A 22,850-nucleotide genomic window follows, 5' to 3' on the forward strand; every position below is an offset into this window, starting at 1 on the left:
CTCCTCCTCAACCTGACGGTCGACGTGGTGGGAAGGACGGTCGGGTGGACCGGGCGGGGAGCTGGGCGTGGGGGGCTCGCCTCGGGAGGTGGGCGAGCACGGCCGCGGAGGCGTTCGGCGCGGCCGACCGGAACTCCGGCGGCGCGCACCGGGTGCCGGGCTCGACCTGGCGCCAGAACCACGGCGTCGGCCCCGGCCGGAGCCAGCTTCGGGCGACGAGCTGGAGGATCGCGAGGTCCCGCGAGGACCGCACGACCTCGGCGAGCAGCCGGGCGAGCGCCCCGCACGCCTCGTGGTCGCCCTCGCAGGTCCTGGCCCAGGTGGTGAGCACGTCGCGCGTCACGTAGTGGCAGAAGGACGCGTTGAGCAGGCGGCGCCACAGCGCCGCGAGCACCTCCCGCGCCCTGTCGTCGTCGTCGGCCCACGTCAGCAGGACCGGGGCGCGGGCGGCGCCCACCTGGGCCTGCTCGATGCTCACGGCCATCATCGTCAGCACCCCGGTCATGTGGCGTTCCTTTCTCGGGGAGCGGACCCAGTCGTCGATCATCGCCATGATCTCGTGCAACTGCTCGGAGTCGGCCTTGTCCACCAGCTCCGCCACGCCGTCGACCACCGCCGGCCGGAGGGACCGCTCGTCGGAGCCGGCGAGTATGTCCAGGCATGTCAGGGCGGTGTCGAAGGAGGTGCGGCCCAGCGGCCCGCCGTACGCGCGGATGGCCGTCCACCGCTGTTCCTGGCTCCCCCTCGCCCACCGTTCGACGATCCGCTCGACGACGTCGGTGAGGCGGGGGTCGGCCGCCACCAGCTCCAACGCGGTCAGCGCCGTCTCCCGTTGCGCCCGGTCGGGACTGGTCGCCCACGGCTCCAGCACCGCCTCCCGCACGACGTCGAAGTCCTCCGACATCAACACGCCCACGACCGCCGCGACCGAGTCCCGCACCAGCCAGGACGGGTGCCGGCCCAGGTTGTGCAGCCAGCGCAGCAGCGCGGGGCGGGCGCGGTCCATCTCGGCCCACAGCAGGCGGACGACCGCGGCGGCCTCCCTCGGGCGTTCCCAGCGCACGATCTCGACGGGCACCCTGCCCAGGTCGCCGTTCCGCCAGTCGAGGACGAACCCCGCGCGCAGCCGGTGGGCCCGCGCGGTGCGGCTCTGGTCGAGGCCGGCCGGTGGGCGCGGGGCCCGCATCCGCCGCAACAGGTCCTCGGTGATCTCCATCGCCACGGTGTAGCCGAGGTCGTGGCAGATGACGGTGCCGAGCAGGAACGGCAGGTCGGCCGCTGGCAACTCGGTGAGCCAGCGCCGGACCTGGAGGAGCACGGTCTCGGCGAGCCTGGCTCCCGCCCCCTCCTCGGGGCTGGTGGCCAGGACCCTGGCCAGTTCGGCGAGGTCGCCCACGTCGGGCTGGCCGGCGCAGCGCTGCTCGAACAGCTCGGCGATCTCGTCGTCGCGGGCGAGCAGGGTCCGCGCCCGTTCCCACGCGCCCATCGCGAGCAGGTGCGCCGTGACGACGTCCCGCGCCGGCGGCGCGTCGACCTCGACCACCCGCTCGGCCGGCACGCGGTGGTGCGCGGGGAGGTCGCCGGCGACGGTGAGCACGAGCCGGACGTTGTGGGCGCGGGCCTCCTTGTCCAGCCGGCGGAACGTGTGCTCGTCGGTCCGGGCGGCGCGCTGCGGGTCGAGGTCGACGGCGAGGACCCCGCGCGGCGGTCCGGTCCCCGCGGGTGTCGGCGCGTCCGCGCTGACGCCGACGCCGAGCGTGGCGAGGTCGGCGAGGCGGCCGAGCAGGCGCAGGTTCGTCCCGCAGACCTCGCCGAGCAGGACGGTGGCCAACGTGGCCTTGCCGCAGCCGCGCGGGCCGGTCAGCACCCACAGCCCGGGTTCCCTGAGCCGCTCCCGCACGCGGTTGACGCAGGGCGGCGCGACGAAGACCTCGCCGAGCGCGGCGAGGTCGGTCTCGTCGACGGACAACGCGAAGCGCCCTCCCACGACGCCGCGACCGTGCCGGATGTCGCGACCGGCCATGTCGCCATGCACGGTGTAGACGTTCAGGGAGGCGGGCCGGTAGCGGTCGACCAGGTCGTCGGTGTGCTCGCGCCGCGCCCGGGTCCGTTGGTGCTGGACCTCGTCGTGCAGCCGCTCGGCGACCTCCTGCTCCGCCGAGGCGAAGGCGGCGGCCCACCCGACGACCTCGACCGCCTCGACCGCCTCCACGCTGACCTCGACGCCGACGCCGACACCCGCGTCGAGGACGTCCACGTCCTCTCGGTCCTCGGCGTCGTCCCTCTCCTCCGCCTCATCCTCGCCCTGCCCGTCCCCGGCACGGCCGGCGGCGGGATCGGGGTCGGCGGCCGGGGCGCGGCCCGTCTCCCGCCTGTCAGGGGACTCTCCGGGGGGTTCCTCGGCCGAGGCCTCCAGGCCGACGGTGGGGCCGGCGCGATCAGCCTGACCGTCACGGCGGCCCCCGTCGGCACGGTCGGCGGGATCAACGCGGACGACGCGGACAGCGCGGACGGCGCGGTCGCCGTGAACGACGTGAGCGGAGTGGACGGCATGAACAGCGCGGCCGCCGTCGTCACGGCCGCGCACGACCGTCTCCTCGTCCCGCGCCCGCTCCGAGCCGTCCCTCTGGATCACCGCGCGCCCCAGACGTGTTTGTCCCGCCCGACGACGTCCTGCCCGACGCTGCCGATGTGGTTGATGCTCACGTCGCCCCCGCCCCCGCCCCCGCCCCCGCCGCCGACACCACCGCCGACACCACCGCCGCCGACACCGCCGCCGGCCCGCGGGGCGCCTCCCGCGCCGTTTCCCTCGCGCGGGCGCTGCTCGGTGGTGTCGGGCACGGGCGTGTCCCGCGTCGGCGGCGCCGGGAGGCGGCCCAGCCCCGGCACGTGCACCCAGGCGGTGGTCCGGACCTCCTTCTCCCCCACCTCCACGGGGTGGTAGCGGGAGGGCTCGATGCCGCCGTACCCGTGCCGCACCACCGCGTCGTACATCGGGGAGGACACCAGGACCACGAGGTCGGCGTCGGGAGCGCGGTGCAGCGCGCGGTGGGCGGCGGCGCTGTCGACCAGCCGGCAGGCCAGGTTGAGGTCGGCTCCCGCCCAGCCCTCGGCGTCCCGGTGCACCTCGCCAGCGTGCGCCGCCATCCGCATCCGCATCCGCGCCGGGTCGCTGGAGCGGTCGTTGTGGTGGCGCAGCGCGTCGACCAGGTGCCGGACGAACCCGTCCACGATGTCCACTTTGGACACCGTCGCCGGGACGACGAGGATCTTGCTGTCGCCCCTGTCCTCCACGGCCAGCTCGTCCCAGGGCATCCCCGCGCTGTCGGCGGCGTACCGGACCACCGTGGACAGCGCCTCGCGCAACCACAGTTGGAACCGGTTGTCCCGCCGCCCGAACTCGGCGATGTCGACCACGACGATGGATCGGTGTTCCGGCAGGTGTCGCATACCGCCTCCGCTCGGGCTCCGGCCGTCCTCTCCGGGCGTCCTGTGTACGCCGGAACGCCGCCCGCGTCCGTGATCCAGCGCACGGACGCGGCCCGTCCGGCCTCGCGTCGATGGGTCCGTCGGTCAGTCGGGCGCCCTCGCCAACCGGGCGAGTTCGCCGGGGCGCAGCACGGTGATCCGCCGGCGCGAGGTGCTGAGCACCCCCGCCGCGCGGAGTTCGGCCAGGGAGCGGGACACCGTCTCCCTGGTGGCGCCGATGGCGCCGCCCAGCTCCTCCTGGCTGAGCACGGTCACCTCGTACCCGCCGCCGGGCGCGGGGCGCCCCCTGCTGCGCACGAGGTCGACGAGCAGGCGGGCCAACCGTCGGGAGACGAGGCAGGTGCCGGCCTCCACGCGTCGCCGGTCGGACTCGTCGATCCTGGCGACCAGCAGGCACAGCACGTCGTGGGCGAGGGCGGGGCGTTGTCCGAGCAGGACGCGGAAGCGCTCGGCGGGCACGGCCACGACGACCGAGTCGACCGCCGCGTCCACCGTCGCCGAGCGGCGGCGCGCGCCGATCACACCGAACTCGCCGACCAGCGCGCCGTCCCCGCGCAGGGCGAGCACCAGGCGCTGACCGTCCACGGTGTCCGCGCAGACGCGCAGGAGCCCGTGCTCGACCAACAGGACGGAGTCAGACTCCTCGTCCTGCCGGAACAGCACCGTCCCCCGGCGCACGAGGCGACGGGTTCCCTCGGCCGCGAGCAGGTCCCGGTTCTCGCGGCGGAGCCTGTCCCCCGGTGTGGTCACACTGGTGAGCGTGGTCGGCGTGGAGGAGCCGGCAAGGACCGCCGTCCACGTTCACCCGCTGGCCGCCCGATTCCACCCGCCCAGAGCAGTCCACGGTCGGGGTGGCCGAGCCGGCCGGTCATGGCTCGAAGCGGTACCCCATGCCGGGTTCGGTGATCAGGTGGCGCGGGCGCGAGGGCTCCGGCTCCAGCTTGCGCCGCAACTGGGCCAGGTACACGCGGAGGTAGTGGGTCTCGGTCGCGTAGGCCGGCCCCCAGACCTCCTTCAGCAGTTGCTTCTGCGCCACCAGCCGGCCGCTGTTGCGCACCAGCACCTCCAGGATCCCCCACTCCGTCGGGGTGAGGTGGACCTCGGTGTCGTCGCGCAGCACCTTCTTGGCGGCGAGGTCGACGGTGAACGAGGCGGTCTTCACGACGGGTTCGCCGTCGCCGGCCGAGGTGGTGGAGCGGCGCACGGCGGCCCGCAGCCGCGCCAGCAGTTCGTCCATCCCGAACGGTTTGGTCACGTAGTCGTCCGCGCCGGCGTCCAACGCCTCGACCTTGTCGGCGGAGTCGGTACGCGCGGACAACACGATGATCGGCACCGTCGTCCAGCCCCGCAGCCCGGCGATCACCTCGGTGCCGTCCACGTCGGGCAGGCCGAGGTCGAGCACGACGACGTCCGGTCGGCCCTCGGCCGCGGCCTTCAGCGCCGCCGCGCCGTCGTGGGCGGTGAGCACCTGGTACCCGCGCGCCGCGAGGTTGATCCGCAACGCGCGCACGATCTGCGGCTCGTCGTCCACCACCAGGACCTTGGTCATGCTCCCGCGACCTCCTCGCGCTCGTGTCGCCGGGCGACGGGCAGCGAGATGACCACCGTGAGTCCCCCGCCCGGGGTGTCCTCGGCCCTGATCGTGCCGTCCATCGCCTCGGTGAAGCCCTTCGCCACGCTCAACCCCAGCCCCACGCCGGTGCTCGAGTCCCGGTCGCCCAGCCGCTGGAAGGGGGCGAACACCGAGTCGGCCGCGCCGCGGGGCAGGCCCGGCCCGTGGTCGACGATCCGCAGCTCCACGCGGTCGGCGTGGGCGCTGGCCCTGACCGCGACCTCCGGCCTGAGCTGGTCGCGCCGCCGGCCGTAGCGCAGCGCGTTGTCGACGACGTTGGCCACGACCCGCTCCAGCAGGCCGACGTCGGCCCGCACCGGCGGCAGGTGGTCGTCGACGTCGACGCTGACCCAGCGCCGTCCCTCCACTCCGGCCAGCGCCCGCGCCACGACCTCGTAGTACCCGACGGCCCTGAGCCGGGGCCGCACCGCGCCGGTGGCCAGCCGCGAGGAGTCCAGCAGGTTGTCCACCAGCGCCGTGAGCCGGTCCGCCGACTCCTCCACCGTGGCCAGCAGCTCCTGGGTGTCCTCTTCGGACAGTCGAAGGTCGTGGTCGCGCAGGCTGCCCACGGCCGCCTTGATCGACGTCAGCGGCGTCCGCAGGTCGTGGCCGACGGCCGACAGCAGCGCGGTGCGCAGCTCCGTGGTGGCCGCCCTGCGTTCGGCCTCCACGGCCGCCGCCGCCATCCTCTGCTGCCGCAACGCCGTCAGCGCCTGGCCGGCCGCCGCCTCCAGCACCCTGCGGTCGGCGGCGGCCAGCTTGCGGCCCCGCAGCGCCAGGTGCACGTCCTGGTTGACCGGGATGTCGAGGTCGGCCTCGTCCGGGCTCTGGCAGCCGTCGGAGCCGACGCACGCCACCCGGTCCCAGCGGCCGTCGCGCCGCTCCAGCAACGCCACCGAGTCCAGCGCGAAGTTCTCCCGCACCTTCTCCAGCAGCCGGGCCACCGGGTGCGGGTGGGTGAGCACGGTCCGCGCGTAGGAGGCCAGCAGCGCGGCCTCGGTGCCGGCCCGCGCGGCCTGCTCGGCGCGGCGGGCCGCCCTGTCCACCACGATCGCCACCATCACCGCGACCACCACCATCGCCACCAGCGTGATGATGTTCTCCTGGGTGGCGATGCCGAGCGTGTAGACCGGCTCGGTGAAGAAGAAGTTGAGCATCAGCCCGCTGAGGGCGGCGGCGAGCAGCGCCGGCCCGAGCCCGCCCACCAGGGCCACGACCACGGTGGCCAGGAAGTAGTCGATGACGTTGGTGGACAGCAGCAGGTCCTGCGCCATCCACAGCCCCAACGCGGTCGCCAGCGAGGGCAGCAGCACCGCGAGCAGCCACCCGAGCAGCTTGCGCGACGAGCTCAGGCCGCTGCGCACCCACCGGATGGCCCTGCCGTGCCCGGCCTGGGAGTGGGTGACCATGTGGACGTCGATCGGCCCGGACTCCTGCACCACGGTCGCGCCGATGCCCTCGTCGAACAGGCGGGCCAGGCGGGACCGCCGGGAGGTGCCGAGCACGAGCTGGGTGGCGTTGACGCCCCTGGCGAAGTCCAGCAGCGCGGTCGGCACGTCGTCGCCGACGACGGTGTGGAAGGTCGCGCCCACGTCGTCGGCGAGCCTGCGGTAGCGCATGACCGCCTGCGGCGGGGCGCCGGCGAGCCCGTCGCCGCGCAGGATGTGCAGCACCAGCAGCTCGGCGCCGGCGCGGTTGGCGATCCGGCGCGCCCTGCGGATCAGGGTCTCGCTCTCCGGCCCCCCGGTGATGGCGACCACGACCCGTTCCCTGGCCTCCCAGGTGTCGGTGATCGCGTGGTCGGCCCGGTAGCGCTGCAACGCCACGTCGACCTGGTCGGCCACCCACAGCAGCGCCAGCTCGCGCAGCGCGGTGAGGTTGCCCGGCCGGAAGTAGTTCGACAGCGCCGCGTCGACCTTGTGCGCCGGGTAGACGTTGCCGTGCGCGAGCCGGCGGCGCAGCGCCTCCGGGGTGAGGTCGACCAGCTCCACCTGCTCCGCGCGGCGGACGACCTCGTCGGGCACGGTCTCCTGCTGCCGCACGCCCGTGATGCTCTCGACGACGTCGTTGAGGCTCTCCAGGTGCTGCACGTTCACCGTGGACAGCACGTCGATGCCGGCGTCGAGCAGTTCCTCGATGTCCTGCCAGCGCTTGGCGTTGCGTGATCCGGGGGCGTTGGTGTGCGCCAGCTCGTCGACCAGGGCGACCGCGGGGCGGCGCGCGATGACCGCGTCCACGTCCATCTCGGTCAGCTCGACGCCGCGGTGCTCCAGCACGCGCCGTGGCACGACCTCCAGCCCCTCGAGCAGCCGCGCCGTCCTGGCCCGGCCGTGGGTCTCCACGTAGCCGACGACGACGTCGGTGCCCCGCTCGGCGCGTCGGTGCGCCTCGCCGAGCATCGCGTAGGTCTTGCCGACGCCGGGGGCCGCGCCGAGGTAGATGCGCAGCTCCCCGCGTCGTCGTCGGGTGGGTCGGTCGGTGCTCACGTTCTCAGTGTCCGCCATTCCTGGCCGGGGTCGGCCGTCGGTGAGGCCGTCGGCGTCGCGCCGCGCGGGGGCGCCGACGGTCTCGTCCTCGACGGCGAGGGGACCCCGCAGCCGCAACAGCCGGCCGCGGGGTCCCCCTGCGGTTGTCAACGCCCGGCCTCGCGCTGGACGGCGAGGTTGAGCGTGGTCACGTTCACGCCGGGCTCGCCGAGCACGCCCAGCGGGCGGCCCTGCGTGTGCTCGGCGACCAGGTCGCGCACCCGCTGCTCGGGGATGCCGTTCTCCCTGGCCACGCGCGGTGCCTGGAGTTCGGCGTAGTCCCGGCTGATGTGCGGGTCGAGGCCGCTGGCCGAGGCGGTCACCGCGTCGGCGGGCACCCTGGCCGGGTCGACCCGCTCGCGGGCGGCGACGGCGGCGCGCCGCTCCTCGACCGCCTTGCGCAGGTCGTCGTTGTCGCCGGCCTTGTTCGAGCCGCCGGAGGGCAGGACGTCGTCCGGGCCGAGCTGGGACTGGCCGTCGGCCGGGGGCACGGTGGCCGAGGGCCGGGTGTGGAACCAGCGGTCGGCCGTGGGGTCGTCCTTCGCCCTGGGGTCGACCGGGTCGACGCCGATCAGCTCGGAGCCCGCGGCGGTGTCGTTGACCCTGACGATCGACCCCTCCGCGTTGTCCCGGAGGCCGGGCAGCCGGGTGACGCCCCACACGGCGAGCGGGTAGAGCACGCCGAGCAGCACGGTCATCACCAGCAGGACCCGCAGGCCGGCCGCGGTCTGGCGCAGCAGGTTGGTGAGGGACTTCATCTCTCGATCACCCGATTCCCGGGATCAGCCGGACCAGCAGGTCGATGAGCCAGATGCCGACGAACGGCGTGACGATGCCGCCGAGGCCGTACACCAGCAGGTTGCGGCGCAGCAGCGCGGAGGCCGTCGACGGGCGGTAGCGCACGCCGCGCAGCGCGAGCGGGATCAGCGCCACGATCACCAGCGCGTTGAAGATGACCGCGGAGAGGATGGCCGACTCCGGGGTGGCCAGCCGCATGATGTTGATCTTGTCGAGCTGCGGGTAGATGGCCATGAACATCGCGGGCAGGATCGCGAAGTACTTCGCGAGGTCGTTGGCGATGCTGAAGGTGGTCAACGCGCCCCGCGTGATCAGCATCTGCTTGCCGACCTCGACAACCTCGATCAGCTTCGTCGGGTCGGAGTCCAGGTCGACCATGTTGCCGGCCTCCTTGGCCGCCATGGTCCCGGTGTTCATGGCCACGCCCACGTCGGCCTGGGCCAGCGCCGGCGCGTCGTTGGTGCCGTCGCCGGTCATCGCGACGAGCCGGCCGCCCTCCTGCTCCTTGCGGATCAGGTCCATCTTGTCCTCGGGCTTGGCCTCGGCGAGGTAGTCGTCGACGCCGGCCTCCTCCGCGATGGCCCTGGCGGTCAACGGGTTGTCGCCGGTGACCATGACCGTGCGGATGCCCATGGCCCGCAGTTCCTCGAACCGCTCCCGCATGCCGGGCTTGACCACGTCCGACAGCCGGATCACGCCGAGCACCCTGGCGGAGCCGTCGCGGGCCGCCGCGCACACCAGGGGCGTCCCGCCCTCGGCGGAGATCGCGTCCACGACCTGGTCCACCTCGGGCGGCACCACGCCGCCGTGCTCGCGGATCCACGCCTTCACCGACCCGGCCGCGCCCTTGCGGACCTGGGCGCCGTCGAGGTCCACGCCGCTCATGCGGGTCTGCGCGGTGAACGGGACGAACTCGGCGGAGCGCTCGCCGGCGTCGGCCTCGGCCGCCAGGCCGTGGTCCCGCGCGCACAGCTCGACGATGCTGCGGCCCTCGGGCGTCTCGTCGGCGAGGCTGGACAGCCGGGCCGCGGCGGCCAGCTCGGCCACGCCCACGCCGCCGACCGGGATCAGCTCGGTGCAGCGCCGGTTGCCGAAGGTGATGGTGCCGGTCTTGTCGAGCAGCAGGGTGTCGATGTCGCCCGCCGCCTCGACGGCGCGGCCGGACTTGGCCAGCACGTTGCGCTGCACCAGGCGGTCCATGCCGGCGATGCCGATCGCGGAGAGCAGCGCGCCGATCGTGGTGGGGATCAGGCAGACCAGCAGCGCGGTCAGCACGATCACCGACACCTGCCGGCCCGAGTAGGCGGCCATCGGCTGCAACGCCAGGGTGACCAGCAGGAAGATGATCGTCAGCGTGGCCAGCAGGATGGTCAGCGCGACCTCGTTCGGCGTCTTCTGCCGTTCGGCGCCCTCGACCAACGCGATCATCTTGTCCACGAAGGACTCGCCGGGCTTGGTGGCGATCCGCACGACGATCCGGTCGGACAGCACGGTCGTGCCGCCGGTGACGGCGGAGCGGTCGCCGCCGGACTCCCGGATCACCGGGGCGGACTCGCCGGTGATGGCCGACTCGTCGACGGTCGCGATGCCCTCGACGATGTCGCCGTCGCCCGGGATGATCTGCCCGGCCTCCACGACCACCAGGTCGCCGACCCGCAGGTCGTTGCCGGGGACCTCCTCCTCGGTGCCGTCCTCGCGCAGCCGGCGCGCGACCGTGTCCCTGCGCATCTTCCGCAGCGACTCGGCCTGCGCCTTGCCCCTGCCCTCGGCGACCGCCTCGGCGAGGTTGGCGAAGAGCACGGTGAACCACAGCCACGCGGCGACGGCGATGCTGAAGACGCTGGGCTCCAGCACGGCGAACACCGTGACGAGCACCGACCCGATCCACACGACGAACAGGACGGGGTTGGGGAGCTGGTGCTTGGGGTGCAGCTTGCGGAAGGCGTCCGGCAGCGAGGTGAGGAGCTGCCGGGCGTTGAACGCGCCGGCCCTCATCTTGCGCCCCGTGCGCTCGGCGTGCAGGTCCCGCGCCTGTTCCGGGGTGTAGGGGTCGTGCTCCGGGGTGCGGAGCGGGGTGGTGGTGCTCATGCCAGAGCCTCCGCGATGGGGCCGAGCGCCAGCGCCGGCAGGAAGGTCAGCGCGGCGACGAGGACGACGGTGCCGAGGAGCATCCCGGCGAACAGCGGGCTGCCGGTGGGCAGCGTGCCGACGGTGGGCGGCACCTTCCGCTGCTGGGCGAGGGAACCGGCGAGCGCCAGCACCGCGAGGATGGGCAGGAAGCGGCCGAACAGCATCGCGAGGCCCAGCGTGGACTGGAAGAAGTCGCTGGTCACGGTGAGGCCGCCGAAGGCACTGCCGTTGTTGTTGCCGGTGGAGGCGTAGGCGTAGAGCACTTCGGACAGCCCGTGCGCGCCGGGGTTGTTGAGAAACCCCGTGGTGCTGGGCAGCAGCAGCGCGACACCGGTGCCGACCAGGACCACCGTCGGCATGGACAGCATGGCGATGGCGGCGGCGGTGACCTCCCTGCGGCCCAGCTTCTTGCCCAGGTACTCCGGGGTGCGGCCGACCATCAGGCCGGCGAGGAACACCGCGATCACGGCCATCACCAGGATGCCGTAGAGGCCGGCGCCCACACCGCCCGGCGCGACCTCGCCGAGGAGCATGTTGAGCAGGGTGACGCCGCCACCGAGACCGGTGAGGCTGTCGTGCATGCCGTTGACCGCGCCGGTGGATGTTCCGGTGGTGCTCACCGCGAACAACGCGGTGCTCGGAATGCCGAAGCGGACCTCCTTGCCCTCCATCGCGGCGCCCGCGGCGAGCGAGGCCACCCCGTTGGGGTGCGACTCCGCCCACCAGGCCACGGTCAGGAGCGCGCCCCACAGCAGGCCCATCACCGACAGCAGGACGTAGCCCTGCTTGCGGTCGCCGACCATCGTGCCCAGCGTCCTGGTCAGCGCGACCGGGATGAGCAGGATCAGGAAGATCTCGAAGAGGTTGGTCCAGGCGTTGGGGTTCTCGAAGGGGTGCGACGAGTTGGCGTTGAAGATGCCGCCGCCGTTGGTGCCCAGCTCCTTGATGACCTCCTGGCTGGCCGCGGGGGCCAGCGCCAGGGTCCGCTGGACGCCGTCGACGCCGGTGATCTGCACGCCCCTGGCCAGGCTCATCACCGCGCCGAGCGCGACCAGGACGATCGCGGCCACGAAGGCGATCGGCAGCAGGACGCGGGTGACGCCCCGGGTCAGGTCGACCCAGAAGTTGCCGAGCCGGTCGGTCCTCGCCCTGACGAAGCCGCGCACCAGGGCCACGGCGACGGCCATGCCGACGGCAGCGGAGACGAAGTTCTGCACCGTCAGGCCGGCCATCTGCACCGTGTGTCCCAGCACCGCCTCGGGCGAGTAGGACTGCCAGTTCGTGTTGGTCACGAAGCTGACGGCGGTGTTGAAGGCGATGCCGGGGTCGACCGCGCCGCGACCGAGGTCCAGCGGCAGCAGCGGCTGGAGCCGCTGGAGCAGGTAGAGCAGCACGATCGAGACGAACGAGAACCCGAGCACGCCCGCCGCGTAGGTGGTCCAGCGCTGCTCGGAGTCCGGGTTGACCCGGACGATCCGGTACAGCGCGCGTTCCACCTTCCAGTGCCCTTCGGCGGTGTAGACGCGGGCCATGTGGTCGCCGAGGGGCCGGTAGCACACGGCCAGGGCCACGACGAGGAGGCCGACCTGGGCCAGGCCGGCCAGGGTGGGGGACATCAGAACTTCTCCGGGCGGATCAGGGCGACGAACAGGTAGACGACCAGCAGCAGGCCGAGGACGGCGCCGACGACGTTCGCCGCGAGGCCGGTGCTCACAGCCGCTCCAGTCCGCGCAGGGTCAGCGCGAGGAGCAGGAACACACCAATCAGCAGCACGGCGTAGGCCAGATCGGCCATCTGCGTGCACCCCTCTTCGGTGACGGGTCACCCCTTCTGGTGACCGGTTCGCCGAAAGAGTGCTCCGCCCCTGCACCCGTTCAGGGGCGTCTGACGGCCTCTTGACGCGCCCCTGATCCGCGTTGACGGGTTCTTGACGGCCGGGGTGACCCTCGCCTCCCCGATTCACCCGTTCCGGGTGAACAAACAGGACCGACCGGACCAGCGGTCACGGTCAGTAAAAGATCTCCCCCGGATGACCACCCAGTTGCGGGGCTGTTACCGTCCGCTCAAGTACATAGATTTGCTATGTATCTATCCCTGCGTGAAGGAGGAGAGACACCGTGTGCGGTATCGCGGGCTGGGTGTCCTTCGAGCGTGACCTCACCACCGAGCGGCCGGCGCTGGACGCCATGACCGAGACGATGCTCTGCCGGGGCCCCGACGCCTCGGGCGTCTGGCTGAGCCGGCACGCCGGCCTCGGGCACCGCCGACTGTCGATCATCGACCTGGAGGGCGGGCGCCAGCCGATGGTGGTGGACACCCCCGCCGGCCCGGTCGCCCTGACCTACAGCGGCGAGGCCTACAACTTCACCGAGCTGCGCTCCGAGCTGCGGAGCAGGGGCCACGAGTTCCGCACCGACAGCGACACCGAGGTGGTCCTGCGCGGCTACCTGGAGTGGGGCGAGGGCCTGGCCGAGCGGCTCAACGGCATGTACGCCTTCGCGATCTGGGACGGCCGCGAGGAGAAGCTCGTGCTCATGCGGGACCGCATGGGCATCAAGCCGCTCTACCACTACCCCACCCCCGACGGCGTGCTGTTCGGCTCGGAGCCCAAGGCGATCCTGGCCAACCCCCTGGCCGAGCCGGTGGTCGACGCCGACGGTCTGCGCGAGCTGTTCAGCTTCAGCAAGACGCCGGGCCACGCCATCTACGCGGGCATGCGCGAGGTGCTCCCCGGCACCGTCGTGACCGTCGACCGCAACGGGCTGCGGGAGCGCGTCTACTGGCGGCTGGAGGCGATCGAGCACCGCGACGACGTCCCGACGACCGTGGCCAGGGTGCGCGAGCTGCTCGACGACATCGTGCGTCGCCAGCTCGTCGCCGACGTGCCCCGGTGCGTGCTGCTCTCCGGCGGGCTCGACTCCAGCGCCATCACCGCGCTGGCCGGGCGGCAGCTCGCCGAGCAGGGCGAGAAGGTGCGCAGCTTCGCCGTCGACTTCGTCGGGCAGACCGAGAACTTCCGGCCCGACGAGCTGCGCGGCACCCCGGACGCGCCGTTCGTGCGGGACGTGGCCCAGCACGTGGGCTCGGACCACCGGGACATCGTGCTCGACCACTCCACGCTGGCCGACCCCGAGGTCCGCAGGGCCACCGTGGCCGCGAGGGACTTCCCGATCGGCTTCGGCGACATCGACTACTCGTTGCTGCTGCTGTTCCGGGCCATCCGGGAGCACTCGACGGTCGCGCTGTCCGGCGAGTCCGCCGACGAGGTGTTCGGCGGGTACAAGTGGTTCCACGACCCCGCCGTGCAGAAGGCGGAGATGTTCCCGTGGATCGCCACGGCCCTGTCCAGCCAGCTCCGGCCGAACGCGCTGCTCTCGCCCGAGCTGACGGCCACCCTGGACCTGGGGACCTACGTCAGGGACCGCTACGCCGAGGCGCTGGCCGAGGTCCCGGTGCTCGACGGCGAGGACGAGCACGAGCGGCGCATGCGCGAGATCTGCTACCTGCACCTGACCCGGTTCGTGCGCATGCTGCTGGACCGCAAGGACCGGATGAGCATGGCGGTCGGCCTGGAGGTCCGGGTGCCGTTCTGCGACCACCGCCTGGTGCAGTACGTCTTCAACACGCCGTGGTCGATGAAGACCTTCGACGGCAGGGAGAAGAGCCTGCTCCGCGCGGCGGCCCAGGACGTGCTGCCCCGCTCGGTGGTGGAGCGGGTCAAGAGCCCCTACCCGTCCACGCAGGACGTCCAGTACCTGGTCGACCTCCAGCATCAGGTCCAGGACCTGCTGGCCGGCGACAGCCCGGCGCTGGACCTGGTCGACAGGGAGGCCGTGCTGGAGCTGGCGCGACGCGATCCGGAGAAGGTGGTGGCCGGTGAGCGCAGCCGCCTGGAGCGACTGCTCGACGTGGCCACCTGGTTGGAGATCCGGCGTCCGGTGCTCAAACTGTCCTGACCGGGAGAAGTCGGACAGACGGGAGTGGCCGGTGGTGCGGCAGGTGACCGAGGAGGACGCCCTCCAGCTCGTGCTGGCGGTGCATCGGCTGAACCGGACCCTGCGGGTGTCCACCACCGACCTCCCGCCGACACAGCTCATCGTGCTGTCGTTGCTCATGGAGCACGGCCCGACGCGGATCGGCGAGCTCGCCGCACGGGTCCCCTGCTCGCAGCCGACCGCCACCACGGTGGTGGCCGGGCTGGAGGGCACGGGGCTCGTGCGGCGGCAGCCCGACCCGGCGGACGGCAGAGCCGTGTTGATCACGTTGACCGACGAGGGGCAGGAGCGCGTCGTCTGGGTCGCGCGACGCGAGGCGGAGCTGTTGGACCTCCGCATGGCCGAGCTGACCCCGGAGGAACGGGGCGTGGTGCTGGCGGCCACGCCGCTGCTGCGCCGGTTGGCGGGCGGTTGACCGGCCTAGCACCCCGAGCGCCCCGCGACAAGACCGACCGGCCGGATTCGGCCAGAAGACGTCGGATCTCGTGGAGCGGCGGCCCGCTCCGTTGCTAATGTTCCGCCCACCTTCGGTGGGTGGTGAATCGCTCACCTCACTCCCTCGGTCGAGGGTCAGGAGAGGGGAACGACGGTGCACGAGCGGGAGCTGCGCGCGTTCGTCCGCATCGCCGAGCTGGGCCGGATGGACCTCGCGGCCAGGGCGCTGGGGTACTCCCAGCCGGCGATCAGCTACCAGATCCGGTGCCTGGAGCGGACCCTGGGCGTCCGCCTGTTCCACCGGGAGCCGGCCGGCTCCCGGCTCACCCCGGACGGGCAGCGCGTCCTGCCGCGGGCACGCGCGGTCCTCGCCCTGATCGACACCATGCGCGGGACCACCGGAGGCCGGCCGCCCGTCCACCTCGTGGAGCCCGCCGCCTCCTGACCACCCGCGCCAGCACGGGACACCGACCGGGCACGCGCACCGCGAGCGCCGGACCACGCGGGTGGTCCGGCGCTCGCGGTCTCAGCGACCCGCCGTGGTGGTCGGGGCTGGCGACGACGACGGAGCGCTGGACGCCGGCGGCTCCGGCGTGGCGCTGGTCGGCGGCTTCGCCGACGAGCTGGGCGTCGACTTCGGGATCGCCACCGAGAACGGGACCCCCTCGACCTGGTGGCACCGTCCCCTGCCCCCGTAGTCAGCCATGGGGCGCGGGTACTGGTTCCCCTCCTCGGCCGGGCGCGTGGCGTCGCAGAACGTGCCGGGGAGGTCGATGGGCCGGCCGTCCTGGTCGTAGACGTACACGTCGGTCAGGGGTTTGCCGTCCCGGTCGAAGACATAGAGGTTCGCCACGTGGCGGTCGTCGTGCCACAGCCCCGTCCGGCTGGCGACGTTGCCGATCTCGTAGGACGGGACGGCGAGCGAGCCGACGTTGACCACGGTCAGGCACAGGCCGGCCGCGAGCGCGTTGGCCGGCACGACCAGCCACAGCCAGCGGCGGTCCGCCCTGCTCCGCCCGCCAAGCCACAGCGAGGGCACCAGCACGACCGCGGCCACGACCACGGCGGTGAGGACGTGACTCCTCGCCGGCCCCAGCCAGGACGCGAGCAGACCGGCGACCACCGCGCGCACCACCCACCACGCCGGCTGCAACGACGCGAGAAAGGACGTGACGCTCTGGGCGCGCCGCCTCAGCTCACCGTGCCACCTCAGCGCCCACCGCACCTCGGGCAGCCGCTTCACCTCGGGCACACCGGCGGAGGTCCGACGCAGGAACGGCGTGGAGACCACCGCGACCCCGGCCAGCAGGAGGACCGCCAGCGCGAGCAGCTTCCGGAAGCCGCCGTAGAAGCCCTCGAAGGCGACCAGCAGCGGCGGAGCCGCGAGGAACAGCGCGGCGTAGGCGGCGACGCTCCAGACCGCCACCCGGGCGGCGATCACCCCGCCGGTCCCGGGTGTCGCGCCCGCGCTCGGCTCCGGATAGCCGGCCGCCGCCCGCAGCTCGGCGGCGTACGCCTCCGGCTCGCCGCACCTCTCGGCGAGGGCCTGGACCGTGGGCGCGCCGCCCAGCTCCGCCGCCACCTCCGCGAGGTGCGGCGCCACGTCCTCCAGCACGTCGGCGACCTCCCCCGGCGGGAGGTCGGACAGCGCCGCGCGCATCCGCTCCAGGTAGGCCCCGACGCCGTTCCCCACCGTCGTGTTCATGCCGCCTCCACCAGGTCGTTCATCGCCGCCGCGAACACCCGCCACGTGGTGGCCGCCTCGGCCAACCGCTCCCGTCCCGGGGCGTTCAGGCTGTAGTACTTGCGGTGCGGGCCCTCCTCGCTGGGCACCACGTACGAGGTCAGCAGGCCGGCCCGGTAGAGCCGGCGCAGCGTGCCGTACACCGAGGCGTCGCCGACCTCGGCGAGACCGGCCTTGCGGAGCCGGCGGAGCACGTCGTAGCCGTAGCCGTCCTCCTCGCGCAGCACGGCCAGCACCGCGAGGTCGAGCACACCCTTGAGCAGTTGACTGGTGTCCACGTCACCTCTCCTCTGTCGCGCGGCACACAGTACTACGCATAGCGCGGTACCGTGCAAACAGAGGGTCTCGTCCCGGGAGACACCCTGGTCAGGGGAAGGGCGGAGAGGTCAGCGCGCGGCGAAGGCGCTCAGCCGAGACGCGCGAAGCCTCCCCGCAGGACATCCGAACGGAGGACGTGACCGAGCGGTTCACGGCGTGGAGACCCGCGCGAGTCACCGTGCGGCGGGAGCAGGCAGCCCGATCAGGCGGTACGCGGCCGGGGCTGGCAGCTCGGACAGGTGAACGACGACCGGTTCATGAACGGGTCCCGCCGGATCGGGGCGCCGCACCGCCGGCACGGGCGCCCCTCCTGCCCATAGACGTTCAACGAGCGGTCGAAGTACCCCGACTCGCCGTTGACGTTGACGTACATCGCGTCGAACGAGGTGCCGCCCTCACCCAGCGCCTCGGTCATCACCTCGGTGGCGGCGGCCAACACCGCACGCGCCTCGGCCGGCGGCAACGACGCCGTCGGGCGCGAGCCGTGCAACCCGACCCGCCACAACGCCTCGTCGGCGTAGATGTTGCCGATGCCCGACACCACCGTCTGGTCCAGCAGCGCCCGCTTCAGCTCCGTCCGCCGGCGGCGCAACGCCACCACGGCGGCCTCCGGGTCGTAGGCCGGGTCGAGCGGGTCCAACGCGATGTGCGCGACCGGCGCCGGGACCAGGGTCCCCGCCGAGGGCACCAGCTCCGCGACGGCCATGCCCCCGAACGTGCGCTGGTCCACGAACCGCAGCTCGGGGCCGTCGTCGGCGAACCGGAAACGCACCCGCAGGTGCGTCTCCTCGGCGGCGCCCACCGGTCGCACGAGCATCTGCCCGCTCATCCCGAGGTGCGCGATCACCGCCTCGGCCCCGCCGTCGAGGTCCAGCCACAGGTACTTGCCGCGCCGGCGGGCCGCCTCGAACCGCCGGCCCGCGAGCCGCGCCGCGAAGTCGGCCGCGCCGGGGACGTGCCGGCGCACCGCGCGGGGATGCCGCACCTCGACCTCGGCGACGACCCGACCGGCGACGTGCCGGTGGAGTCCGCGGCGGACGACTTCGACCTCGGGCAGTTCGGGCACGCCCCCGATTGTCGTCGCGGCCACCGACGACCTCCGCCCGGGGTGGGCGAACCCACAACCCCCGAACGACGACGACCGGGCCGGGGGCGAACCCCCGACCCGGTCGTGTGGTCGATCGCACGCGTCGATCGCACGCCGTCGATCGCGCCGTTCAGCCGGCGGAGCCGGAAGCCCCTCCGTCGCTGGTCACGCCGTTGCGCGCGGCGGCGTCGGCCGCGTCCGGCGCCGTGTCACCAGGCACGGCGTCCCCGGCGGCTCCGGCCTCGTCACCGCTGACGGAGAGCGCGCGCCAGGCGGCCTCGGCGGCCTTCTGCTCGGCCTCCTTCTTGGTCCGCCCGTCCCCCGTGCCCAGGGGGTTGCCCCCCACCAACACGGTCGCGGTGAACTCCTTGCGGTGGTCGGGACCCTCCTCGGCGACCCGGTACTCCGGCACGCCGAGGTTCTCCGCCGCGGTGAGCTCCTGGAGACTGGTCTTCCAGTCCAGCCCCGCGCCCCGCCGGGGCGCCTCCGCCAGCAGCGTGGCGAACAGCCGGTGCACCAGCTCCCTGGCCGTCTCCACGCCGTGCCGCAGGTAGACGGCCCCGATCACGGCCTCCAGGCCGTCGGCGAGGATGCTCGCCTTGTCCCGGCCGCCGGTCAGCTCCTCACCCCTGCCGAGCAACAGGTGCGCGCCGAGCCCGCCCGGTCCCAGCGCACGGGCCACCCCGGCGAGCGCGTGCATGTTGACCACGCTCGCCCGCAGCTTGGCGAGCTGCCCCTCGGCGAGGTCGGGGTGCGTGCGGTACAGGTGGTCGGTGACCACCAGGCCGAGCACCGCGTCGCCGAGGAACTCCAGTCGCTCGTTCGGCGGGATGCCGCCGTTCTCGTACGCGTAGGAACGGTGGGTCAGCGCGAGCGTGAGGAGCTCGGCGTCGAGTTCGACGCCGAGCGCTTCGAGCAGCGAGGCGCGGTCAACGGTCCTGCCCCGCGACGCCCTACCCCCCACGAGCGCTACCCCGCTCAGGCCGGCTGGACGACCTGGCGGCCGTCGTAGGTGCCGCAGTGCGGGCACGCCACGTGCTGCAGCTTCGGCTGCCGGCACGCGCGGTTGTTGCACGCCACCAGGACCGGCGCGCTCGTCTTCCACTGCGCGCGACGCGAGCGGGTGTTGGCACGCGACATCTTCCGCTTCGGGACGGCCACGACTAGTTCTCCTCCTCGGTGTCGCCGAACCGCTCCCTCAGCGCGGCCCAGCGAGGGTCAATCCTCTCATGCCCGTGGTCGGGGCCGAGGTCGGCCAGCTTGCCGCCGCACTCCGGGCACAGCCCCTGGCAGTCCGCCGAACACAGCGGGATGCGGGGCAACGCCAGCACCACGGCGTCGCGGACCACGGGTTCGAGGTCGATCAGGTCGTCGACGACCCGGCTCACCTCGTCCTCGTCGGTGCTGGCCTCGGTCGCGCTGTCCGGGTAGGCGAACAGCTCGGTGATGTCCACCGTGAGCCGCCCGGACAGCTCGTCCAGGCAGCGCGAGCACTCGCCGACGGTCGGCGCGGTGACGGTCCCGGAGACCAGGACCCCCTCCACCACCGACTCCAGCAGGAGGTTCAGCTCGACGTCGGCGCCCTCGGGCACCTCGATCACACCGGGGAAGCCGAAGCCGGACGGGGCCGGCGCGGTCCGCTCCTGCCGACGGCTGTTGCCCGCGCGACGGCCGAGGTCCCTGGTGTCGATCACCCAGGGGCTCGTCGGAGCGGGGTGGGCCGGTGCGGCGGTGTGCTCGGGCATGGCTGACTCGGACATCTTCTCCAGATTGGCTCGCTGGTGAACGGACGCGACCAGCTCGCCCAGGGTACGGGACGCGTCGGCGCTTGTGGAAATCGGCGGGGTCGCCGGCCGTTCCCACGCCGTCTCGCGTCGGCGCGCGCCGACGGGGCGGATCAGACCTGGTAGTCGAAGCCGACCATGCCGTTGCCGCCGCCCGCCGGGCTCCTGAGCTGCTGGCGCCCCTTCTCCACGGTACGCATCGTGCGGCCGAGGAGGTCCTCGAAGTCGGCCAGCTTGTTGTCGACGTAGGCGTCGCACTCGCCACGCAGCCGCTGCGCCTCGGCGGTGGCCGACTCCACGATGCGCTGGGACTCCGCGCGCGCGGCCTGCACGACCTCGGTCTGGGAGACCAGCCGAGCCTGCTCGGCGCGGCCGTCCTCCACGGCGCGCTCGTAGGACTCCCTGCCGGCCTGCAACATGCGGTCGGCCTCGGCCTGCGCCCTGCCGACCAGCTCCTCGTAGTGGGCCCTGCCCGCGGCGACGGCCCGCTCGGCCTCGCTCCGCGCGTCGGTGACCATGCGCTCGGCGTGCGCCCTGGCCTCGGACACCAGCCGCTCCGCCTCGGCGCGGGCCTCGGCGATGGTCCGCTCGGCGTCCGCGCGGGCCTGGCCGACGAGCTTCTCGGCCTCGTTGCGCGCGTTGGCGACGACCTCGTCCCGGTGGTCGAGCACGTCCTGGGCGTCGTCCAGCTCGGTGGGGATGGCGTCCCGCACGTCGTCGAGCAGCTCCAGCACGTCCCCCCTGGGGACGACGCAGCCGGAGGTCATGGGAACGCCGCGCGCCTCCTCGACGATGGTGACCAGCTCGTCGAGCGCCTCGAACACCCGGTACACGTCCGTCTCCTCGCCCGCCGGCGGCATCTTCCGCACCAGTCTGCCCCCCATGCTCAGCGGCCCCGGGGATTACCTCCCCGCGCGTGTCCGACGCGCGGGGAGGCACCCGGTGCGATCAAGCGTAGATGTTGACCAGAACGAAGCTGCGGTAGTGGTCGGCCGTGTAGAAGTACTCCCCGGCGTTCCCGGTGACGATCCGCCGCGCGCCCCTGGTGGAGCTGCCCGGGGTCTTCACGGTGTACTCGTGGTAGTAGCCGGTGGAGCACCGGGGCAGGATGTTCTCCCGGTTGCGGAAGACCGTGCCGTCCTGCGGGTACGGGTACGGCCCGCCCTTCTTGATCAGCCGGACGGTGTCGGTGGCCTGGCTGGGCAGGCTGGACAGCGCGACCTTGCGGAAGCCGGAGGTGTCGCCGCAGGCGGCGGCGAGCGTCGACGCGGCGTCCGGGGCGGCCGACGCGGGGGCGACGACGCCGCCGACCATGCCGACCATCGCGAGCAGGGAGACGAGTAACGCCTTGACGGCGCGAGCGGTGATGTGACCCATGGCCGCGGACGGTAGCGGCGTCGGGTGATCAACCGCTGTCGATCACGTGAAATCGTCGACGCCAGGCTGGTTCCCCGTGGGAAAGCACCCTGGCGGGGACGTCGGCGGCGACTGTTCCGTGACAGATGTGTGCCCTGGCGGGGGCCGTGTTCAGCGGGGAACGGCCCGTCCTCTGCTCACGCTCGGAGGGAACGGGACGGGCACCCGCCGGCAACGGGCGGATCAGGCCTGTTCGGCGAGCCGCTGCTGGACGCGCTTCTCCACCAGCGGGGGCAGCAGTCCGGAGACGTCGCCGCCGAACTGGGCGACCTCCTTGGCCAGGGAGCTGGCGAGGAAGCTGTAGAGCGGGTTCGCGGCCATGAACAGGGTCTCCACCCCGGACAGCCGCTGGTTCATCTGCGCCATCTGGAGCTCGTAGTCGAAGTCGCTGACCGCGCGCAGACCCTTGACGATGGCGTTGATCTCGTGCTGCCGGCAGTAGTCGACGAGCAGCCCGTGCCAGGAGTCCACCCTGACGTTCGGCAGGTGCGCGGTGACCTCGCGCAGCATGTCCATCCGCTCCTCGACGGTGAACAGCGTGCGCTTACTCTTGTTGATCATTACCGCGACGACGACCTCGTCGAACAGTCGAGCCGCCCGCTCCACGATATCCAGGTGACCGTTGGTGACCGGGTCGTAGGAGCCGGGGTAGACGGCACGCCTCATGAGCCCGGACCGTAGCAGCCGAACGGGCGATCTCCACCGGGCCGAACCCGCAGCGTGACCGTTGTCACCTGGCCGTGTCGCGGGCGGCGGGCGGCGCCGGCGCGAACACCCGCGGGACGGCGCGAACGGGGGAAAGCGGCACGTCCGACCGCCCGACGGGGTTCAGCCCCGGATCGCGGGCTCCGCGTCCGTACGTGGATCGGCATCGGCATCGGTGGCGGCGCCCCGGTGGCGGAGTCACCCAGCGTCAGTGTCTCGGTGCCGATGTCGGCGTCCGTGCCCGTCTCGGTGTCGCTGTCGGTGCCGCTGTCGGTGCCGCCCGTGACAGGTGTCAGCGCCACCCAGCGTCGGCACCGTCTGCGTCTGGGTTGCCCGCGTCGACTGTGTCGGTCGTGTCGACCGCGTCGGCGCCCGTGCCCATGCCGCTGTCGGTGTCGCCCGTGGCGGGCGTCAGCGCCGCTCAGCGCCAGCACCATCTGTGTCCGTGGCGACCGCGTCGACTGTGTTTGGCCGTGTTGTTTCGCGCCGTCCGCGTCGGCGTCCGTGCCCGTCTCGGTGTCGCTGTCGGTGCCGCCCGTGACAGGCGTCAGCGCCGCTCAGCGCCAGCACCATCTGTGTCCGTGGCGACCGCGTCGACCGTGTCGGCACCCGTGCCCATGTCACAGCCGGTGTCGCCCGCGACAGGCGTCAGCGCCGGCCGTGGCGGCTGTTCGCCGTGGCGACCGTGTCGTCCGTGTCGTCCGTGTCGGCGTCTGTACCCGTGTCACAGCCGGTGGCGCCCGTGACAGGTGTCAGCGTCGCCCAGCGCCAGCACCATCTGTGCCTGTGTTGCCCGCATCGGCCGCGTCGAC

The 22,850-nt window shown here is 73.0% G+C and carries 21 protein-coding genes; 3 read left to right on the forward strand and 18 right to left on the reverse strand.

Features of this window, described 5'->3' with window-relative positions:
- Positions 1-7: 7 nt before the first annotated feature.
- The 9 genes from LX15_RS23125 to kdpF form a co-directional block, all read right to left on the reverse strand.
- Positions 8-2,635 carry a hypothetical protein gene (locus tag LX15_RS23125; RefSeq protein WP_253671741.1) on the reverse strand — a complete coding sequence of 876 codons (2,628 nt, stop codon included), beginning with the start codon at positions 2,633-2,635 and terminating at the stop codon, positions 8-10.
- Positions 2,632-3,450, reverse strand: coding sequence for a hypothetical protein (locus tag LX15_RS23130; RefSeq protein ID WP_253671742.1), 819 nt, complete (start codon positions 3,448-3,450; stop codon positions 2,632-2,634). Before LX15_RS23130 ends, LX15_RS23125 begins: the two co-directional genes overlap by 4 nt.
- Before the next feature lie 123 nt (positions 3,451-3,573).
- Entirely contained in the window at positions 3,574-4,239 is a 666-nt protein-coding gene (locus LX15_RS23135) for a Crp/Fnr family transcriptional regulator (RefSeq protein WP_253671743.1), read from the reverse strand.
- A 118-nt stretch (positions 4,240-4,357) separates the two neighbouring features.
- The gene (locus LX15_RS23140; protein ID WP_253671744.1) at positions 4,358-5,038 is read right to left on the reverse strand and encodes a response regulator; all 681 of its coding nucleotides are present in this window, start codon (positions 5,036-5,038) and stop codon (positions 4,358-4,360) included.
- A complete protein-coding gene (locus LX15_RS23145; RefSeq protein WP_372502782.1) occupies positions 5,035-7,605 on the reverse strand; it encodes a sensor histidine kinase in 2,571 nt (856 codons plus the stop codon). The genes LX15_RS23140 and LX15_RS23145 overlap by 4 nt, the downstream gene beginning before the upstream one ends.
- Positions 7,606-7,733: 128 nt before the next feature.
- Positions 7,734-8,384, reverse strand: coding sequence for a potassium-transporting ATPase subunit C (locus LX15_RS23150; RefSeq protein ID WP_253671746.1), 651 nt, complete (start codon positions 8,382-8,384; stop codon positions 7,734-7,736).
- A 7-nt stretch (positions 8,385-8,391) separates the two neighbouring features.
- On the reverse strand, positions 8,392-10,419 hold the full coding sequence (gene kdpB, locus LX15_RS23155; RefSeq protein WP_253671789.1) for a potassium-transporting ATPase subunit KdpB: 2,028 nt from the start codon (positions 10,417-10,419) through the stop codon (positions 8,392-8,394).
- A gap of 89 nt (positions 10,420-10,508) precedes the next feature.
- The gene (kdpA, locus tag LX15_RS23160) at positions 10,509-12,170 is read right to left on the reverse strand and encodes a potassium-transporting ATPase subunit KdpA (RefSeq protein WP_253671747.1); all 1,662 of its coding nucleotides are present in this window, start codon (positions 12,168-12,170) and stop codon (positions 10,509-10,511) included.
- Positions 12,170-12,268 carry a K(+)-transporting ATPase subunit F gene (gene kdpF, locus LX15_RS23165; protein ID WP_253671748.1) on the reverse strand — a complete coding sequence of 33 codons (99 nt, stop codon included), beginning with the start codon at positions 12,266-12,268 and terminating at the stop codon, positions 12,170-12,172. Before kdpF ends, kdpA begins: the two co-directional genes overlap by 1 nt.
- Positions 12,269-12,671: 403 nt before the next feature.
- Here kdpF and asnB point away from each other — a divergent pair, with 403 nt between their 5' ends.
- From asnB to LX15_RS32670, 3 genes are all read left to right on the forward strand, one after another.
- Positions 12,672-14,510 (forward strand): asparagine synthase (glutamine-hydrolyzing), encoded by a 1,839-nt coding sequence (asnB, locus tag LX15_RS23170; protein WP_253671749.1) that lies wholly within the window; start codon positions 12,672-12,674, stop codon positions 14,508-14,510.
- Positions 14,511-14,553: 43 nt separating this feature from the next.
- On the forward strand, positions 14,554-14,964 hold the full coding sequence (locus tag LX15_RS23175) for a MarR family winged helix-turn-helix transcriptional regulator (RefSeq protein ID WP_253671750.1): 411 nt from the start codon (positions 14,554-14,556) through the stop codon (positions 14,962-14,964).
- 174 nt (positions 14,965-15,138) lie between these two features.
- A complete protein-coding gene (locus tag LX15_RS32670; protein WP_308213508.1) occupies positions 15,139-15,429 on the forward strand; it encodes a LysR family transcriptional regulator in 291 nt (96 codons plus the stop codon).
- Between the two features lie 81 nt (positions 15,430-15,510).
- Here the strand turns inward: LX15_RS32670 and LX15_RS23185 are convergent, their stop codons facing one another.
- The 9 genes from LX15_RS23185 to coaD all read right to left on the reverse strand — a co-directional run bounded on the left by LX15_RS23185 (position 15,511) and on the right by coaD (position 21,999).
- Positions 15,511-16,689 carry an HAAS signaling domain-containing protein gene (locus tag LX15_RS23185; RefSeq protein WP_253671751.1) on the reverse strand — a complete coding sequence of 393 codons (1,179 nt, stop codon included), beginning with the start codon at positions 16,687-16,689 and terminating at the stop codon, positions 15,511-15,513.
- Positions 16,686-17,006, reverse strand: a complete 321-nt coding sequence (locus LX15_RS23190; protein WP_253671752.1) for a PadR family transcriptional regulator — start codon at positions 17,004-17,006, stop codon at positions 16,686-16,688. Before LX15_RS23190 ends, LX15_RS23185 begins: the two co-directional genes overlap by 4 nt.
- A gap of 242 nt (positions 17,007-17,248) precedes the next feature.
- Positions 17,249-18,112 (reverse strand): bifunctional DNA-formamidopyrimidine glycosylase/DNA-(apurinic or apyrimidinic site) lyase, encoded by an 864-nt coding sequence (mutM, locus tag LX15_RS23195; protein ID WP_253671790.1) that lies wholly within the window; start codon positions 18,110-18,112, stop codon positions 17,249-17,251.
- A gap of 151 nt (positions 18,113-18,263) precedes the next feature.
- Entirely contained in the window at positions 18,264-19,097 is an 834-nt protein-coding gene (gene rnc, locus LX15_RS23200) for a ribonuclease III (protein ID WP_253671753.1), read from the reverse strand.
- Between the two features lie 14 nt (positions 19,098-19,111).
- Complete coding sequence (rpmF, locus tag LX15_RS23205; RefSeq protein ID WP_253671754.1) at positions 19,112-19,294, reverse strand: 50S ribosomal protein L32; 183 nt, start codon at positions 19,292-19,294, stop codon at positions 19,112-19,114.
- 2 nt (positions 19,295-19,296) lie between these two features.
- Positions 19,297-19,893 carry a YceD family protein gene (locus LX15_RS23210; protein ID WP_253671755.1) on the reverse strand — a complete coding sequence of 199 codons (597 nt, stop codon included), beginning with the start codon at positions 19,891-19,893 and terminating at the stop codon, positions 19,297-19,299.
- A 137-nt stretch (positions 19,894-20,030) separates the two neighbouring features.
- Complete coding sequence (locus LX15_RS23215; protein WP_253671791.1) at positions 20,031-20,750, reverse strand: DivIVA domain-containing protein; 720 nt, start codon at positions 20,748-20,750, stop codon at positions 20,031-20,033.
- A 115-nt stretch (positions 20,751-20,865) separates the two neighbouring features.
- On the reverse strand, positions 20,866-21,294 hold the full coding sequence (locus tag LX15_RS23220; RefSeq protein WP_253671756.1) for a guanyl-specific ribonuclease: 429 nt from the start codon (positions 21,292-21,294) through the stop codon (positions 20,866-20,868).
- Between the two features lie 222 nt (positions 21,295-21,516).
- Positions 21,517-21,999 carry a pantetheine-phosphate adenylyltransferase gene (gene coaD / locus LX15_RS23225; protein WP_253671757.1) on the reverse strand — a complete coding sequence of 161 codons (483 nt, stop codon included), beginning with the start codon at positions 21,997-21,999 and terminating at the stop codon, positions 21,517-21,519.
- Positions 22,000-22,850: the final 851 nt, after the last annotated feature.

It is taken from the genome of Streptoalloteichus tenebrarius (genome assembly GCF_024171885.1).
GTDB lineage: Bacteria > Actinomycetota > Actinomycetes > Mycobacteriales > Pseudonocardiaceae > Streptoalloteichus > Streptoalloteichus tenebrarius.